The 16,210-nt window shown below is 70.3% G+C and carries 17 protein-coding genes; 5 read left to right on the forward strand and 12 right to left on the reverse strand.

Annotated features, from left to right (window positions below):
- Both CI089_RS13020 and CI089_RS13025 read right to left on the reverse strand, forming a co-directional pair.
- The gene (locus CI089_RS13020; RefSeq protein ID WP_094262492.1) at nucleotides 1–1,830 is read right to left on the reverse strand and encodes a nucleotide-binding protein; all 1,830 of its coding nucleotides are present in this window, start codon (nucleotides 1,828–1,830) and stop codon (nucleotides 1–3) included.
- Nucleotides 1,831–1,880: 50 nt separating this feature from the next.
- Entirely contained in the window at nucleotides 1,881–5,288 is a 3,408-nt protein-coding gene (locus tag CI089_RS13025) for a pyruvate carboxylase (RefSeq protein ID WP_094261918.1), read from the reverse strand.
- Between the two features lie 90 nt (nucleotides 5,289–5,378).
- On the opposite strand from CI089_RS13025, the gene CI089_RS13030 reads away from it, so the two are divergent.
- Nucleotides 5,379–6,200 (forward strand): ParA family protein, encoded by an 822-nt coding sequence (locus tag CI089_RS13030; protein WP_094261919.1) that lies wholly within the window; start codon nucleotides 5,379–5,381, stop codon nucleotides 6,198–6,200.
- Between the two features lie 74 nt (nucleotides 6,201–6,274).
- Here CI089_RS13030 and CI089_RS13035 read toward each other — a convergent pair whose 3' ends face one another.
- From CI089_RS13035 to CI089_RS13045, 3 genes are all read right to left on the reverse strand, one after another.
- Nucleotides 6,275–6,820, reverse strand: coding sequence for a MerR family transcriptional regulator (locus CI089_RS13035; RefSeq protein ID WP_023951592.1), 546 nt, complete (start codon nucleotides 6,818–6,820; stop codon nucleotides 6,275–6,277).
- 100 nt (nucleotides 6,821–6,920) lie between these two features.
- On the reverse strand, nucleotides 6,921–7,601 hold the full coding sequence (ftsR, locus tag CI089_RS13040) for a transcriptional regulator FtsR (protein ID WP_094261920.1): 681 nt from the start codon (nucleotides 7,599–7,601) through the stop codon (nucleotides 6,921–6,923).
- Nucleotides 7,598–8,092 (reverse strand): FHA domain-containing protein, encoded by a 495-nt coding sequence (locus CI089_RS13045; RefSeq protein ID WP_023951596.1) that lies wholly within the window; start codon nucleotides 8,090–8,092, stop codon nucleotides 7,598–7,600. The genes ftsR and CI089_RS13045 overlap by 4 nt, the downstream gene beginning before the upstream one ends.
- A gap of 106 nt (nucleotides 8,093–8,198) precedes the next feature.
- On the opposite strand from CI089_RS13045, the gene CI089_RS13050 reads away from it, so the two are divergent.
- Nucleotides 8,199–8,753, forward strand: a complete 555-nt coding sequence (locus CI089_RS13050; protein WP_094261921.1) for a copper resistance CopC family protein — start codon at nucleotides 8,199–8,201, stop codon at nucleotides 8,751–8,753.
- 9 nt (nucleotides 8,754–8,762) lie between these two features.
- Complete coding sequence (gene lpdA / locus CI089_RS13055; protein ID WP_023951600.1) at nucleotides 8,763–10,163, forward strand: dihydrolipoyl dehydrogenase; 1,401 nt, start codon at nucleotides 8,763–8,765, stop codon at nucleotides 10,161–10,163.
- An 84-nt stretch (nucleotides 10,164–10,247) separates the two neighbouring features.
- On the opposite strand, the gene CI089_RS13060 is transcribed toward lpdA, so the two are convergent.
- Together CI089_RS13060 and CI089_RS13065 are read right to left on the reverse strand one after the other, a co-directional pair.
- Entirely contained in the window at nucleotides 10,248–10,880 is a 633-nt protein-coding gene (locus CI089_RS13060; RefSeq protein ID WP_094261922.1) for a CYTH domain-containing protein, read from the reverse strand.
- Nucleotides 10,870–11,115, reverse strand: coding sequence for a hypothetical protein (locus tag CI089_RS13065; protein ID WP_023951604.1), 246 nt, complete (start codon nucleotides 11,113–11,115; stop codon nucleotides 10,870–10,872). The genes CI089_RS13060 and CI089_RS13065 overlap by 11 nt, the downstream gene beginning before the upstream one ends.
- A 97-nt stretch (nucleotides 11,116–11,212) precedes the next feature.
- On the opposite strand from CI089_RS13065, the gene CI089_RS13070 reads away from it, so the two are divergent.
- Nucleotides 11,213–11,944, forward strand: coding sequence for a glutamine amidotransferase (locus CI089_RS13070; protein ID WP_094261923.1), 732 nt, complete (start codon nucleotides 11,213–11,215; stop codon nucleotides 11,942–11,944).
- Between the two features lie 17 nt (nucleotides 11,945–11,961).
- Nucleotides 11,962–12,321 carry a DUF6176 family protein gene (locus tag CI089_RS13075; protein WP_094261924.1) on the forward strand — a complete coding sequence of 120 codons (360 nt, stop codon included), beginning with the start codon at nucleotides 11,962–11,964 and terminating at the stop codon, nucleotides 12,319–12,321.
- 10 nt (nucleotides 12,322–12,331) lie between these two features.
- On the opposite strand, the gene CI089_RS13080 is transcribed toward CI089_RS13075, so the two are convergent.
- From CI089_RS13080 to CI089_RS13100, 5 genes are all read right to left on the reverse strand, one after another.
- The gene (locus tag CI089_RS13080; RefSeq protein WP_094261925.1) at nucleotides 12,332–13,345 is read right to left on the reverse strand and encodes a YihY/virulence factor BrkB family protein; all 1,014 of its coding nucleotides are present in this window, start codon (nucleotides 13,343–13,345) and stop codon (nucleotides 12,332–12,334) included.
- 51 nt (nucleotides 13,346–13,396) lie between these two features.
- Nucleotides 13,397–13,876, reverse strand: coding sequence for a prepilin peptidase (locus CI089_RS13085; RefSeq protein ID WP_094261926.1), 480 nt, complete (start codon nucleotides 13,874–13,876; stop codon nucleotides 13,397–13,399).
- Complete coding sequence (locus CI089_RS13090) at nucleotides 13,873–14,163, reverse strand: DUF1905 domain-containing protein (RefSeq protein WP_094261927.1); 291 nt, start codon at nucleotides 14,161–14,163, stop codon at nucleotides 13,873–13,875. The genes CI089_RS13085 and CI089_RS13090 overlap by 4 nt, the downstream gene beginning before the upstream one ends.
- A gap of 65 nt (nucleotides 14,164–14,228) precedes the next feature.
- Nucleotides 14,229–15,146, reverse strand: coding sequence for a L,D-transpeptidase (locus tag CI089_RS13095; protein ID WP_094261928.1), 918 nt, complete (start codon nucleotides 15,144–15,146; stop codon nucleotides 14,229–14,231).
- 49 nt (nucleotides 15,147–15,195) lie between these two features.
- On the reverse strand, nucleotides 15,196–16,188 hold the full coding sequence (locus tag CI089_RS13100) for an aldo/keto reductase (protein WP_094261929.1): 993 nt from the start codon (nucleotides 16,186–16,188) through the stop codon (nucleotides 15,196–15,198).
- Nucleotides 16,189–16,210 lie beyond the last annotated feature (22 nt).

Genomic DNA, 16,210 nt, shown 5'->3' on the forward strand with positions numbered 1-16,210 from the left:
TCAGGCCGCCGCCCCGAGACGCAGCCCCTCGACCACGCTCGCTGCGAGCTTGCGAGCCGCCTCACGCGTCGCCGGGTCGAGGTCGCGGAACGACACTGCGCTTCCCGCTGCGAGGTGCGGGTCGTACGGCACGCGCAGCACCGAGCGGACGCGCGTGGCGAAGTGGGTCTCCAGCTCCTCCGCGCGGACCATCGGCGTGCCCGGACGCGACGTGTTGAGCACGACCACCGCGTTCTTCACCGCGTCGGCGAAACCGTTGGACTCGAGCCAGGTCAGTGTCTCGGAAGCCAGCCGTGCCTCGTCGACCGAGAGACCGGCGACGACGACGATCTGGTCGGAGAGCCCGAGCGTCGCCCCCATCACCGAGTGCACGATCCCGGTGCCCGTGTCGGTGAGCACGATCGAGTAGTAGTGCGCGGCGATCGCGGCGACGTCCTCGTAGTCGTGGTCGCTGAAGGCTTCCGAGATGTGCGGATCGGTGTCGGACGCCAGAACGTCGAGCCGCGTCTCGTCGCGGGCCACGATGGCGGAGAGATCGTTGAAGCCGACGACCTCGCCACGCGCGCGCGCCAGATCGCGCACCGTCTTGCCGCTCGTACGGCCGATACGGTCGGCGAGCGTGCCGCGGTCGGGATTCGCGTCGATCGCGATGACGCGGTCGTCACGGGCGTCGGCGAGCGCCATCCCGAGCAGGGTGGTCACGGTCGTCTTGCCGACGCCGCCCTTGCGCGAGAGAACCGGGACGAACTTGGCGCCGCCGGTGAGCGGCGCGGTGATCCGACGATCGAGCTCCTTGCGCGAGCGTGCCCGCTTGCTGTCGCCGAGGTTGATGCGATGACCCGAGACGCTGTACACGAGGCGCTGCCACCGGCCTTCCGGCTCGGCCCGCACGATCTGCGCCGGGTCGAGCAGACGCTCGGCCGTCAGCAGGTCGGCCGATTCGCGCCCGGGCTCGAGATCGCCGAGACGCCGCGACTGCAGGACCGGCTCGGTCGGACGCGCGACCTGCACCCGCTCGGTGGCATGACGAACCTGCTCGGCGACCTGGTGGGCCTGCCGGCGGGTGGTCGGCACGGTGCCGGTGATCGGCGTGGATGTCGGCACGACCGTCGCGACGACGACACCGGTGTCGCGCGCTTCCGCGGCCCGGGACGTCGCGGTGTCGGCTCCCGGGGCGCGATCGCTGTCGTCACCGGCCGTGACGTCCTCTGCGGCAGCATCCGTCATACCCTCGGACGCGCCCGGATCGCTATCGGCCTCGTCGGCCTCGTCGGCGGTCGTCGTGTCGTCCTCCGCCGGGAGGTCGGTCCCGGAGTCGTCCTCGTCGTCGATCTCGGCGGTGAGCACCTCATCGACGGGCTCCCCGGCATCGTCGTCGCCGGACACGTCGCGGTCGTCGTCCTCATCAGCGAGCTCGGATGCCGCCGTGGAAGCGACCTCGTCCGCGCCGTCGCCCTCGAGCTCGTCGTCACCGGTGCCGGCGTGATCTCCCGGCTCGGCCGGGAGCGCGGAGGCTTCCTCGTCCTCCGGGGTCGCCCCACCGCGTTCAGTCGCCCCGTCATCCGTCGCGCGCGTCGCGGCATCCCCCGACTCGTCGTCCGAATCGACCGGCGCGATGCCGAGCGGGATGTCGCCGGTCGTCAGCTGCTCGTCGCCGACCTCGCCGTCGATGACGTCGTCGTCATCGAGGTCGTCCTCCGCGACGGGAAGCGCGACGTCGACCTGTGCGGTGCCGCCGATGATCCCGATGGCCGTCGTATGAATACTCTCGCTGTCGGCGAGGACCGCGGGATCGGTCTCGTCGGGCTGGTTCTCGTTGCGCTCAGGCATGTTGTGCTGCGTCCACTCCAAGGTCTCGAGCTCGCGCCCGACCCCTTAGGCTACCCGCCGGGCCGGACCACGACCAAAAGGTCGCCCGCCTCGACCGCCGCCGTCGGGTCGACGACGAGCCGCTCGACGACGCCCGCGACCGGGGCCGTGATCGCCGCTTCCATCTTCATCGCTTCGATCGACGCGACGGCAGCTCCCGCCTCGACGGCATCGCCGACGGTGACCTTGAGCGTCACGACGCCCGAGAACGGGGCGGCGACCTGACCGGGCACCGAGGTGTCGGCCTTCTCGGCCTGACGGGCCTCGACGCTGATGCCGCGGTCGCGCACGAACACCGGCCGGAGCTGACCGTTGAGCGTCGCCATGACGGTGCGCATGCCTTTCTCGTCGGCCTCGCCGATCGCCTCGAGTCCGACGTACAGCTGCACGCCTTTCTCGATCTCGACGACGTGCTCGGCGCCGGGTACCAGCCCATACAGGTAGTCCGCCGTGTCGAGCACACTCAGGTCGCCGTAGGTGTCGCGCACCCGGTCGAACTCCTGGGTCGGCGCGGGGAAGAGCAGCGAGTTCAGCGTGCGCCGTCGTGTCGCGGAATCCGCGTCGAGAGCCGCCTCCTGCGCCGGCGACAGCTCCGCGGCGGCCGGGCGCACGGTGCGCCCCGCCAGCACCTTGGACCGGAACGGTTCGGGCCATCCTCCCGGCAGGTCGCCGAGTTCGCCTGCCATGAAGCCGACGACCGACTCCGGGATGTCGTACGCACCCGGGTCGGCGGCGAAGGCGGCCGGATCGGCCTTCACCGCCGCCAGATGCAGCGCGAGGTCGCCCACGACCTTCGACGACGGGGTGACCTTCGGGACCCGGCCGAGGATCTCGTTCGCCGCGGCGTACATGTCCTCGATGAGCTCGAAATCGTCGGCGAGCCCCAGCGCGATGGCCTGCTGCCGGAGGTTCGAGAGCTGTCCGCCCGGGATCTCATGGCGGTAGACGCGTCCGGTGGGGCCGGGCAGGCCCGACTCGAACGGACGATACATGTGACGCACCGCCTCCCAATAGGGCTCGAGGTCCGACACGGCGCCGAGATCGAGACCGGTGTCGCGCTCGGTGTGCGCGAGTGCTGCCACGAGCGCGGAGAGCGAGGGCTGACTGGTCGTGCCCGCCATCGGCGCGGACGCCGCGTCGACGGCATCCGCGCCCGCGGCGCTCGCGGCCAGGAGAGTCGCGAGCTGTCCGCCGGCGGTGTCGTGCGTGTGCACGTGCACGGGCAGATCGAACCGTTCGCGCAGCGCCGCGACCAGGCGCGACGCTGCGGCCGGCCGCAGCAGACCGGCCATGTCCTTGATGGCGAGCACGTGCGCGCCCGCCTCGACGATCTCCTCGGCGAGACGGAGGTAGTAGTCGAGGGTGTAGAGGTCTTCGGCGGGGTCGAGCAGATCCCCCGTGTAGCAGAGCGCGACCTCGGCGATCGTCGTCCCGGTCGCGAGAACGGCGTCGATGGCCGGCCGCATCTGCGCGACGTCGTTGAGCGCGTCGAAGATCCGGAAGATGTCGACGCCGGCATCCGCGGCCTCCCGGACGAAGGCCTGCGTCACCGCCGTCGGGTACGGGGTGTACCCGACGGTGTTGCGGCCGCGCAGCAGCATCTGCAGAGCGACGTTGGGCAGGGCCTCGCGCAGCTTGTCGAGTCGTTCCCACGGGTCCTCGCCGAGGAACCGCAGAGCCACGTCGTAGGTCGCTCCGCCCCACGCCTCGACGGAGAGCAGCTGCGGAGTGAGCCGTGCGACGGCCGGAGCCACCGCGACGAGGTCCTTCGTCCGGACGCGCGTCGCGAGGAGCGACTGGTGCGCGTCGCGGAACGTCGTCTCGGTCACGGCGAGCGAGGTCTGGCCGCGCAGGGCCTGCGCGAACCCCGCGGGTCCGAGTTCGAGGAGGCGCTGACGCGAGCCCGCGGGCGGCGGTGTCGCGAGGTCGAGCCGGGGCAGCTTGGTCCGCGGGTCGACGCTCGTCGGAGCAGAGCCGTGCGGGCGGTTGACGGTCGTGTCGGCGAGCCACCCGAGGATCTTCGATCCGCGGTCCTTCGACATCCGGCCCTCGAGCAGCTCGGGGCGCTCGTCGATGAACGACGTGCTGAGGTCGCCTCGGGCGAAGGACGGGTCGTCGAGCACCTGCTGCAGGAACGGGATGTTGGTCGAGACGCCCCGGATGCGGAACTCCGCGAGCGCACGGCGCGAGCGCACGACCGCGGCACCGAAGTCGCGCCCCCGGCACGTGAGCTTGGCGAGCATCGAGTCGAAGTGCGGACTCACCTGGGAGCCGGCAGCGGTCGTGCCGCCGTCGAGCCGGATGCCGGCTCCGCCCGGCGACCGGTAGGTGGTGATCTTCCCCGTGTCGGGGCGGAACCCCTGAGCCGGGTCCTCGGTCGTGATGCGGCACTGCAGCGCCGCGCCGCGCAGCTGGATGCGGTCTTGCGTGAGGCCGAGCTGCGCGAGGGTCTCCCCCGCGGCGATCCGCATCTGGGACTGGACCAGGTCGACGTCGGTCACTTCCTCGGTCACCGTGTGCTCGACCTGGATGCGCGGGTTCATCTCGATGAACACGATCTCGCCCGCCCGGGGCCCGTCCGTCTCGAGCAGGAACTCGACGGTGCCGGCGTTCACGTAGCCGATGGAGGTCGCGAAGGCGATGGCGTGCCGGTGCAGGTCGGCCCGTGTCTCATCGTCGAGGTTGGGGGCCGGCGCGATCTCGATGACCTTCTGATGGCGTCGCTGCACCGAGCAGTCGCGTTCGAACAGGTGCACCGTCTCGCCCGTCGCGTCGGCGAGCACCTGGACCTCGACGTGGCGCGGACGGCGGACGGCCTGTTCCAGGAAGACACGCGGGTCGCCGAACGCGCTCCCGGCCTCGCGCATCGCCTCTGACAGCGCCGGCGCGAGCTCGTCAGGTGTGCCGACGCGCCGCATCCCGCGTCCGCCGCCGCCGGCGACGGCCTTGACGAAGATCGGGAAACCGACGTCACCGGCCTGGGCGACGAGAGCGTCGATGTCGTCGGATGCCTCGGTCGATCGCAGCACCGGGACCCCGGCGGCGACGGCATGGCTCTTGGCCGTGACCTTGTTGCCCGCCATCTCGAGCACGCGCGCGGACGGACCGATGAACGCGATGCCCGCGTCGGCAGCACGGGCGGCGAGCTCGGGGTTCTCGGACAGGAAGCCGTATCCCGGGTAGATCGCGTCCGCCCCGCTCTCGCGCGCGACGCGGATGATCTCGTCGACGTCGAGGTAGGCCCGGACGGGGTGTCCCTTCACACCGATCTCGTAAGCCTCGTCGGCCTTCAGCCGGTGGAGAGAGTAGCGATCCTCGTGCGGATAGACGGCCACGGTGCGCGCCCCCAGCTCGAAGGCGGCACGGAAGGCGCGGATGGCGATCTCACCGCGATTCGCGACAAGGATCTTGCGGAACATGCTCACCTCGCTGGAATGAGTCGCACGGCGACGGCGCCGCGCGAGGGCTCGAATACCCTCACAGCCTAGGGGACGGTAACGTAGAGCCTCGTGCACGTACTTTCCGTCAGCTCGCTCAAGGGCGGGGTCGGCAAGACGACGGTCACCCTGGGGCTCGCATCCGCCGCGTTCGCCCGCGGTGTCCGGACGTTGGTCGTCGATCTCGATCCGCAGTCCGACGTGTCGACGGGGATGGACATCCAGGTCGCCGGCCGTCTCAACGTCGCCGATGTCCTCGCCAATCCCAAGGAGAAGGTGGTCCGTCAGGCCATCACCTCGAGCGGGTGGGCGAAGGTGCATCCCGGCACCATCGACGTCCTGATCGGCAGCCCCTCCGCCATCAACTTCGACGGTCCGCACCCCAGTGTGCGTGACGTCTGGAAGCTCGAGGAGGCCCTGGCGACCATCGAGGCCGACTACGACCTCGTCCTCATCGACTGCGCCCCCTCGCTCAACGCCCTCACCCGCACGGCATGGGCGGCGAGCGACCGCGTCATCGTCGTGACCGAGCCCGGCCTGTTCTCCGTGGCCGCCGCCGACCGCGCGCTGCGAGCCATCGAGGAGATCCGTCGCGGACTCTCCCCCCGCTTGCAGCCCCTCGGGATCGTGGTCAACCGGGTGCGGCCGCAGTCGATCGAGCATCAGTTCCGCATCAAGGAACTGCGCGACATGTTCGGCCCCCTGGTGCTCTCGCCCCAGCTGCCCGAGCGCACGTCGCTCCAGCAGGCGCAGGGCGCCGCGAAGCCGCTGCACATCTGGCCCGGGGACTCCGCGCAGGAGCTCGCCTCCGACTTCGACGCACTGCTGGACCGCGTGCTGCGCACCGGCCGCATCCCGGTCGCGGGCGAGGCTCCCACGGCCACGCCGAGCTGAACAGCCCTCCCCCCACACGAACGAAACCCCGGCCGCACCGCAGGTGCGCCGGGGTTCTGTGTATCGAGAGCGGCTCAGGCGCTGCGCGCCGAGCGTCGCGCGGCGAGCTCGTCGACGGGGTCCGGCGCCTGGGGGTCGAACTCGACGAGCGTCGACTCGACCTCGCGGAGCACCTTTCCGACCGCGATGCCGAACACGCCCTGACCGCGGCTGACGAGGTCGATGACCTCGTCGTTCGACGTGCAGAGATAGACCGAGGCGCCGTCGCTCATCAGGGTGGTCCCCGCGAGGTCGCGGATGCCCGCGGCGCGGAGCTGGTCGACGGCGACACGGATCTGCTGCAGCGAGATGCCCGTGTCGAGCAGGCGCTTGACGAGCTTCAGCACGAGGATGTCGCGGAAGCCGTAGAGACGCTGCGACCCCGAGCCGCTGGCACCGCGGACGGTGGGGACGACGAGCTCGGTCCGGGCCCAGTAGTCGAGCTGACGGTACGTGATGCCGGCGGCGCGAGCGGCCTGCGCCCCGCGATACCCGGCCTCGTCGTCCATCTCGGGGAGACCGTCGGTGAAGAGGAGGTCGGTCGTGAACCGCATCTCGCCGAGCGAATCATGCGCGGTCATCTGGTCCTCCTGCCGGACGGTCGGGTTTCTTCCACGCTAGATGAGGGATGCCGCCGCGGCAACGACATCCGCTCCGAGCCCGCGGCGTGTCGCGCGCGGCTCACCGGCCGAGTCGGTCGATGGCCGCCTGGACGAACGCCGAACGGACGTCGTCGAGCCGACGCACCAGCTCGGGCGCGAGCTCATGGGCGCGTCCGCGAGACGACGAATCGGTGCGGCGCAGCAGCGGCGCGAGGGCGGTCTCGACGAGCGCGACGTCGCGTTCGGCCGCCTGCCGCACGGTGCGGAGGTGACGCGGGCCGATGCCGTGTCGATCGAGCGCGACGAGCGTGCGCAACAGGACGAGCGCACGCTCGTCGTACGTGTCGGCGGCGGGCAGCAGGCCCGCTGACACCGCGTCGCCGAGCAGCGCCGCGGTGGCCTCGGCCTGGTCGATCAGCTCGTCGCGCCGATAGCGCCGATGCTGGACGATCGACGCCGGCAGCGCGGGGGGAAGCCCCTCGGCGCCCGGTGTGTCGAGGTACTCGCGGATACGCGCCAGCGGCATGTAGTGATCGCGTTGCAGCGTCAGCGCGGTGCGCAGCCGCTCGACGTCGGCAGGAGAGAACTTCCGATACCCCGAGCCGGTGCGCGTGGGGGTGACGATGCCCTGGTCTTCGAGATACCGCAGCTTGCTCGAGCTCAGCGCCGGGAAATCGGGGCTGAGACGCGCGAGGACCTGGCCGATGCTGAGGTGACCCGCTGCCGTGGACCGACCGCGGGCTGCGGGGGCCGCACTCACGCGCCGGTCGCCGGAGCGCGGTCGAGCGGTGAGACGAAGAAGTTCAGGCGGAACTTGCCGACGCGCAGCTCGGCGCCGTCGGAGAGCACGGCACGATCGACGCGTTCGCCGTTCACGTATGTGCCGTTGAGCGAGCGCTGGTCGACGATCTCGAAAGCCGACCCCGTGCGAGTGATCTCCGCGTGCCGTCGCGAGACGGTGACGTCGTCGAAGAAGATGTCGGCTTCGGGGTGGCGACCGACGGTCGTCACGTCGGTGTCCAGCAGATAGCGCGCCCCCGCGGTGGGGCCCGAACGAACCAGAAGCAGGGCCGCCCGCTCGGGCAACGCCTGGATGGCGTCGCGCTCCACAGCGGTGAGGTCAGCCCCGAACGGCACGAACGACAGGTCCAGGTCGTGCCCGAACGTCTGCGTCGTGTCCGAGGAACCGCTGTGCGGCGCGCGGTCGGGTCCGCGTCGGATGTCGTCGACGTCTCGATCCTTTTCGTCCACAGTGTCCTCCTCTTCCGGGCCAGCCTAACGGATCGGCGACGACTCGCGAACGCGAATACCCGGGCCTCTCACCACCTTCATATGGCCGAGGATTAGGCTCGGGGCGATGTCTGCACGCACTCCTTCTCTTCGTATGCGCCTGCTCCTGGGCCTCGGCATCGTGCTCGGTATCGCCGCGGCCTCACCCGCGTCGCCCGCTCTCGCGCACGACGAGCTGCTGGCCTCCGACCCGGCTGCGGATTCGACCGTGGCCGAGCTGCCCGACGAGGTGACGCTCACCTTCAGCGGTGTCCTCATCGACGAGGAGGGCGTCAACGCGATCTCGGTGACCGACGCGGCGGGAACGGAGCTCGCCCAGGGAACCCCGACGCTCGACGGCACGACGGCGACCCAGACCGTCGACGGAGACAGCCAGGGCCCGATCACCGTGCGCTGGCGGGTCGTCTCGAGCGACGGCCACCCGGTCTCGGGCGAGTTCTCGTTCACGGCCGGCGACCCGGCGGCGGCGCCGACGGCGCCCGCCGGTGGAACCGCCGCGACGGCACCGGCCGAGGGCCTGCCCGCGGCGTTCTGGATCGTCGTCTCGGTCGTCGTGGTCGCCGGCGTGATCGCCCTCGTGATCGCCCTCGTCGCGGCGTCTCGGCGGCGCACCGAGGACTAGGCTGGGAGCATGCCTCACTACAACGTCGTCATCCTCGGCGCGGGCCCCGGCGGGTATGTCGCAGCTGTCCGCGCTGCGCAGCTCGGACAGTCCGTCGCGATCATCGAAGAGAAGTACTGGGGAGGCGTCTGCCTCAACGTCGGCTGCATCCCCTCCAAGGCTCTGCTGAAGAACGCCGACCTCGCCCACACCTTCAAGCACAAGGCCGATCTCTTCGGTATCAGCGGAGATGTGAACTTCGACTTCGGCACCGCGTTCGACCGCAGCCGCAAGGTGGCCGAGACGCACGTCAAGGGCATCCACTTCCTGATGAAGAAGAACAAGGTCACCGAGTACGAGGGACGCGGGTCGTTCCTCGACGCGAAGTCGATCCAGGTGACCAAGGCCGACGGCTCGCAGGAGACCGTCACGTTCGACAACGTCATCATCGCCACCGGCTCGACCGTGCGCCTCCTCCCCGGAGTGCAGCTCAGCGACAACGTCGTGACCTACGAGGAGCAGATCCTCACGCGCGACCTGCCCAACTCGATCGTCATCGTCGGCGCCGGCGCGATCGGCATGGAGTTCGCCTTCGTCATGTCGAACTACGGCGTGAAGGTCACGATCATCGAGTTCCTCGACCGTGCCCTCCCCAACGAGGACGTCGAGGTCTCGAAGGAGATCCAGAAGCAGTACAAGAAGTACGGCATCGACATCCTGACCTCGACCAAGGTCGAGCAGATCGTCGACTCGGGCGACAAGGTCACCGTCTCGTACTCGGCCAACGCCGACGGCGCGAAGGGACAGATCGAGGCTGACAAGGTCCTCATGTCGATCGGCTTCGCTCCTCGCGTCGAGGGCTTCGGTCTCGAGAACACCGGCGTGAAGCTCACCGAGCGCGGCGCGATCGACATCGACGACCACATGCGGACGAACGTCGAGGGCATCTACGCGATCGGTGACGTCACCGCCAAGCTGCAGCTCGCGCATGTCGCCGAGGCGCAGGGTGTCGTCGCGGCGGAGACCATCGGCGGCGCGGAGACGCAGACCCTCGGCGACTACCGCAACATGCCGCGTGCGACGTTCTGCTCCCCGCAGGTCGCGTCGTTCGGGCTCACCGAGCAGCAGGCGCGCGACGCCGGCTACGACGTCAAGGTCGCGAAGTTCCCGTTCTCGGCGAACGGCAAGGCCAACGGCCTGGGCGAGCCCGTCGGTTTCGTCAAGCTCATCGCCGACGCCGAGCACCTCGAGCTCCTCGGCGGTCACCTCATCGGCCCCGACGTGTCGGAGCTGCTGCCGGAGCTGACCCTGGCTCAGAAGTGGGACCTCACCGCGCTCGAGGCCGCGCGCAACGTCCACACGCACCCGACCCTGTCGGAAGGCCTTCAGGAGGCCTTCCACGGTCTCGCGGGTCACATGATCAACCTCTGACGCTCGCGTCGCCAGAAGACGAACGCACCGCTCGGCCTCGGCCGGCGGTGCGTTCGTCTTCTCGTCCGATGGAGCCTGGGAGGCTCAGCGCCCGAGGGCGCGTCCGAGCTTGGATTCGGATGCCGCCGGCGCTCCCCCGGCGGATGCCACCAACTCGTCGGCTGCGGCGAAGAGCTCGGCCACACCGGCCGCGGTGGCGGGCGCCGCGGGGCCCAGCTCGAGCTCCCACTCCCGCCATGAGCTCGTACGTCCCGACCGTTCGTCCGTGGCCGTCACCCGATCGTCGACGAACTCGGCGACCATGCCGCCCGCAGCGTCGAGCAGGGCGAAGGCGGTGCGCGAGTTGCGAATGCGCGCGATGACCTCGAAGGGCGGCTGCGCCACCTCGGCGAGCTCGGCGACGATCGCGTCCGGCACCTCGACCGGGGCCGACTCATCGGCGTCGTCAAGGGGCCAGTGCGTCTCGAGCTTGCCTTCCGGCGTCGAGCGTTTGACGTGCCAGCCCTCGTCAGGACCGCCCGTGCGCCGCCGCAGCGCGGTCAGCGCCGCGGCGAGTCGACCGTCAGCGGTGTCGAGGTAGCGAGCGTCGAGCTCACGCGGCTCGGCTGCGCCGACGGTCGCGACTCCCGGGAGGACCGACCAGTCGGGGACGATCGCCTCGTCGCCGACGTCGTACTTCCGCTCGACCTCGAGCGAACTGCGCGGCTCAGTCGTCACTGGTCACGCGGTCATCGCGCTCGTCGGTCGAGGGGTCGATGTCGCCCTCCGCCTCGACGAAGTGGAACTCCGACGACGTCGGTCCGTCGCCCTCGCCGGTGTTCTCCGGCTCGCCGGAGCGTTCGTAGACCACCTGGGTCTCGCTGTAGGGAAGGATGAGCCGGTCTGACGCGTCGTCGTCCAGCGGAAGGGTCTGCCCATCGAGGGGACCACCGTGCAGTCGTGCAATAGCCATGTTCTGACCTCCTGGCTCCCGACGATACCCGCGCCGCTCCGACCGGCCGATACGCTTGCGCCATGCGTGCTCGGCGACTACGAAAGCCCCCCTCGGCGTGAAGCCGTTCGTGCTGCTCGCAACCCGGGCCGAGGACACGCCCGCCGACGAAGAGTACGAGCTCTTCCTTCGCCATACGGGCCTCGAACCGGCCTCGCTTCGCCGCGTGCGGCTCGAGGCGGAACCGATGCCCGAGATCGACCTCGACGGCATCTCGGGCATCTTCGTCGGCGGCGGTCCGTTCAACGCGTCCGATCCGTGGGAGCGGAAGTCCGCTGTACAGCGACGCGTCGAGACCGAGTTCTCAGACCTGCTGGAGCGGGTCGTCGCACAGGACATTCCGTTCCTCGGCGCCTGCTACGGAATCGGCACGGTGGGTGCGTTTCTCGGGGCGACGATCGACCGTCGGTTCGGCGAGCCCATCAGCGTCGCCGACGTCGAGCTGACGGATGCCGGGCGTCGCGATCCGCTCCTGGCCGGCATGCCGCCGTCGTTCGCCGCCTTCGTCGGACACAAGGAGGCGATCTCGGTCCTCCCCTCCCGTGCCGTCCTGCTCGCTTCCTCGGAGGCATGCCCCGTGCAGATGTTCCGGGTCGGCCAGAACGTCTACGCGACGCAGTTCCATCCGGAACTGGATCTCGCCGGGATCACGACGCGCATCCACGCATACGCGGGATACGGCTACTTCGCACCCGACGAACTCGACCTGACGCTCTCCGCGGTGCGCCGCAGGCCGGTCAGCCGCACGGGAGCGATCCTCCGCGCGTTCGTCGAGCGTTACGCACGGTAGCTCGCTAGTCTCATGCCGTGATCCATCTGGTGGCTCGCCGTCTTCGCCCCGATCATCGCGACCGCGTCATCGAGTGGTTGCGCGAGGTCGACGGCCCGCGGCGCGCGGAGGCGCTGGAGTCGCTCGCGGCTGAGGGGGTCGAGCACGAGACCGCGATGATCATCGATACGGCGGATGGCCCCATCATCGTCTACGCCATGCAGACCGACGACCTCGATGGCTCGCAAGCGGTCGCAGATGCGTCGCCCCGTCCGATCGACGCGGAGCACCGTGCGGTGATGCGCGCGGCCGCGGGCGGGCGGCTTGCGAGCGAGGTCGTCCTGGACCTGCACGCCGGTAGCGTCCGCCCTGCTGGGACGAGCTCCGACGACGACTGAGGCCGGCGGGTCAGGCGCCGGCTTTCGCGCGCTCGTCGGCCTCGAGCTCGCGTGCCTTCTCGAGTTCCCGGGCCGCGGCGGCGACGGCATCCTCCGCACGCTGCACGCGACGCCGCAGGAATGTGGTGGCGCCGAAGCGCGCCCGCACGCGGTCTTCCTCTTCGCGCACGCCCGTGACGATGTAGGCGGTCGCGATGAGGATGACCTGCGACGACAGGTTGAGCCACAGCAGCAGCGCGATCAGTGAGGCGAACGACGCGAGCAACGGGTTCGAGGTGGCACCACCGACGAACAGACCCGACAGCTGCTGCAGCACCGTCAGCCCGGCGGCCCCGAGCAGAGCGCCGCTCCACAGCGCGCGCTTTCGCACCTTCACCCCGGACAGGACCCGGAAGAGCACGGCCACAGCGACGGCGTCGAGGGCGAACACCACCACCAGCGACACGGCCCAGCCGCCGAACTGCACGAGCGGGTTCTCGTCGGAGAAACCGAGGAGGTCGGCGAGCAGTCCCACCCCGGCCGTCCCCAGGAACGTCACGCCGGCGGCGGCGACGAGCGCCCCGCCGATGCCGACCGCGAGCGCGAGGTTGCGCAGGAGCACCCACACGAAGAGCACGTCGTCGGTCAGCTGGTCCGCGATCGCCCGCATGGCGGTTCGGAGCGAACCGATCGCACCGATCGCCGCGCCGACCAGACCGACGGTGGCGATGACTCCCGCGATGGTCAGCCCGGCCGGGGCCTGGATGTCGTCGAGCTTGATGAGACCGTCCTCTCCGACGAGTCCCGGGATGACGCGGTTCACGGCGTCGATGAGCGCCTGCCACGCAACGGGGTCACCGGCGAGCCACAGCGCCGCGACGGAGAACCCCAACAGCACGCCGGCGAAGACGCTGAACAGGGTGCGGTACGTGACGCTGTCGGCGAGCACCGGCCCACGGTGCTCGCTGTACAGCAGGAACGCGCGCACCGGTTTGCGCTGCAGCGCCCACGCGATCGAGCGGGAGATGAACGTGGACTCGGCCATGCCGCCACGATAGCGCGGCGCTCACCCTCGCCCCCGTGCACTTGACACGCCTCAGATCCCGACCCAGGCACCCCCGACGACCGCCCATGCGCCGAGCAGCATGAAGGGGCCGAATGGTATCCGGGTGTGCCGGTCGCCTCGGCGGGCGGCGATCACCACGACGGCGACGAGACCGCCGGAGAAGAACGCGAGCGCGGTCGCGACGAGCGGCGCCACCCAGTCGTGCGTGCCCGTGAGGAGCCCGATCGCCGCCGCGAGTTTGACGTCTCCCCCGCCCAGCGCCCGACCGCCCCGGTGGAGGAGGTAGTAGACGACGAACAGCACGATCGAGGCTGCCGCCGCCCCGACGATCGGCCCTATCGAGGCCCGTTCGATGGCAGAGAGCACCGCGACGCCCGCGGCCGCGCCGGCCAATCCGAGGACGAGGCGGTTCGGAAGCCGGTGCGTCGCGATGTCGACCACCGCCAGCGCGACGCTCAGCGCGGCACAGGCGGCCACGACCACGATCGTCGCCATCGTCAGCGGTGTCACGCGTCGAGGACCTCGAGCATCACCCGGACGATGCCGTCGGATCCGATCGATTCGGCGCGGCGGATCGCTTGCTTCAACGGGAGCACGTAACCGCCGCGCCCGGCATCCGGAAAGATCGAGGTCTGCCACGTCGAACCGCCGATCGTCGCCCGCACCCGCACGGACCCGAACCCCCGCGGCATCCGCGGGATCTCTCGGATGTCAGCGCTGGGCTCTTCCGGCACGGCCGCGAAGTACCAATCCTGGGTGCGGGCCTCCCAGCGGAACACCTCGGCGTCGAACTCCATCTTCACGCGATCAGCGTAGGCCGCTCCCGAGGCGGGCGTCGCGGGTGTCCACAGGCCGGACCCGGCTACGGCTTGATCATCACCGGGGTTCCCGGAGGCAGCTGAGCCAGCCGATCGACCGCGGGCCCGTCGAGGTAGATGCAGCCGAAGGATGTGTCGCCCTCACGCGTCCGGTAGTAGTGGAAAGCCGTGACGGCGACATCTCCCCCGTCGAACCCGGCCATCACGGGCGACTGGACGCCGAGGTACACCATCGGATGCCCCTCGGTGTACCGGAACTCCGGAACGACAGTCGTCCACATGATGAAGGTCCGCCCCGTCGGCGTCGGCGTCGACGGCTTGCCCCAGGCGAACTGGTCGGACACGCGTTCACGACCGGCCGCACTGACGACGTCGATGGTGTTCGCCTGGAGGTGGACCTCGACGTACTGCGCCGTCGTGGTCAGCTCGACATCGGCGGCGCGAAGCCATCCGACGGTCTGTCCCCCGTTCCCCTCGGGAGGCACGCCCTGCCGGCCTGGCAGAAGCACCTTCACCCAGTCGACCTGGGCCTCGACGACGGGCACCGTCGTGCCGCCGTAGTGATGGTCGCGAGGAAGCTGTCCGACGGGTTGCCCGGTGGGGTCGGCGAACACGGGCGCGCCCGCGCCCAGCGGTCGAGCGAGCGATGAGGTCACCGGCCCCATCGGGTCGTCATCGACCGGCATCGCCGGGTTGACCGAGCGCACATCGATCACGGGCAGCGCCGAGATGTCGTAGACGGTGTCATTCCGGGCATACGGCACCGGCCCGGTATCCGGATCGGCCGCGGGCTCCGCAGCCGGGGACGGTGGCGCTTCGCTCCGGGCGACGGCGGCCGGGGGCTCCGCGCTCCGTGCGATCGCGAGGTCGCGGAGCGGGGCGAGCACCCAGAACCCCGATACCGCCAGAACGCCGACCGCGACGACAGCCACGAGGGCTGCAGGGTGCGGTCGACGAGTCATATGCCCATGCTCGGACGCATACGGCGACGGCGCAAGAGAGCGCCCCCGGTCACCAGTGGGGGTGGATGTCGGCTCGGAGGAGCTCGTCGTAGACCTCCACGACCGCATCCGAGAAGGCGGTCAGATCGGTGCCGTCGTCCAGCAGCGCCGCCGCGGCTGCGTTCGAGCGGGCCTGCTCGGTCGTCCGGGCTCCCGGGATGACGCTCGTGACGCCCGGTCGCGAGGCGATCCATGCGAGCGTCGCCGCCGGCAGGGTGATGCCTTCGGGAAGGGCGGCCGCAAGCCGTCGGGCTGCCTCGACTCCGGTCTCGAAATCCACCCCCGAGAAGGTCTCGCCGCGGTCGAAGGCCTCGCCGTTGCGGTTGTACGAACGGTGATCGTCGGCGGCGAACTCGGTCTGGGCCGTGTAGCGACCGCTCAACAGCCCCGACGCGAGAGGGACGCGCGCGAAGATCGCGACGTCGGCGGCCCGGGCCGCCGGGAGCACGTCGTCGAGCGGCTTCAACCGGAAGGGGTTGAGAATGATCTGGATGTTCGAGACGTTCGGCCGCGCGATCGCCGCGAGCGCCTGCGCCGTGGTCTCGACCGAGACGCCGTAGGCCGCGATCGCTCCGTCTGCGACCAGTTCGTCGAGGGCGTCGTAGGTCGCGTCCGACTCGATGACGGCCGACGGCGGGCAGTGCAGCTGCACGAGGTCGAGCGTGTCGACGCCGAGGTTGCGGCGCGACCGCGCCGTCCACGAGCGGAAGTTCTCGCGGGTGTAGTTCTCGGGCACCTGCGCCTCACGGCGCCCCATCTTGGTCGCGACGGTGATGCCGTGCCCGGGACGGCCGGCGAGGAAACGGCCGATGGTCGTCTCGCTGCGGCCATCGCCGTAGACGTCGGCGGTGTCGAAGAGCGTCACGCCGGCATCGGCGGAGGCTGCCAGGACGGCCAGAGCCTGGTCGTCGTCGACCTCGCCCCAGTCGGCACCGAGCTGCCAGGTGCCGAGGCCGATGGCCGAGACGGAACGGGAGGTCGAAGCGAGGCTGCGCTGCTGCATGGCTACAGCGTAGGCGCAGGGC

Origin of the sequence: Microbacterium sp. Yaish 1, assembly GCF_002245215.1 — a bacterium.
Classification (GTDB): Bacteria; Actinomycetota; Actinomycetes; order Actinomycetales; family Microbacteriaceae; genus Microbacterium.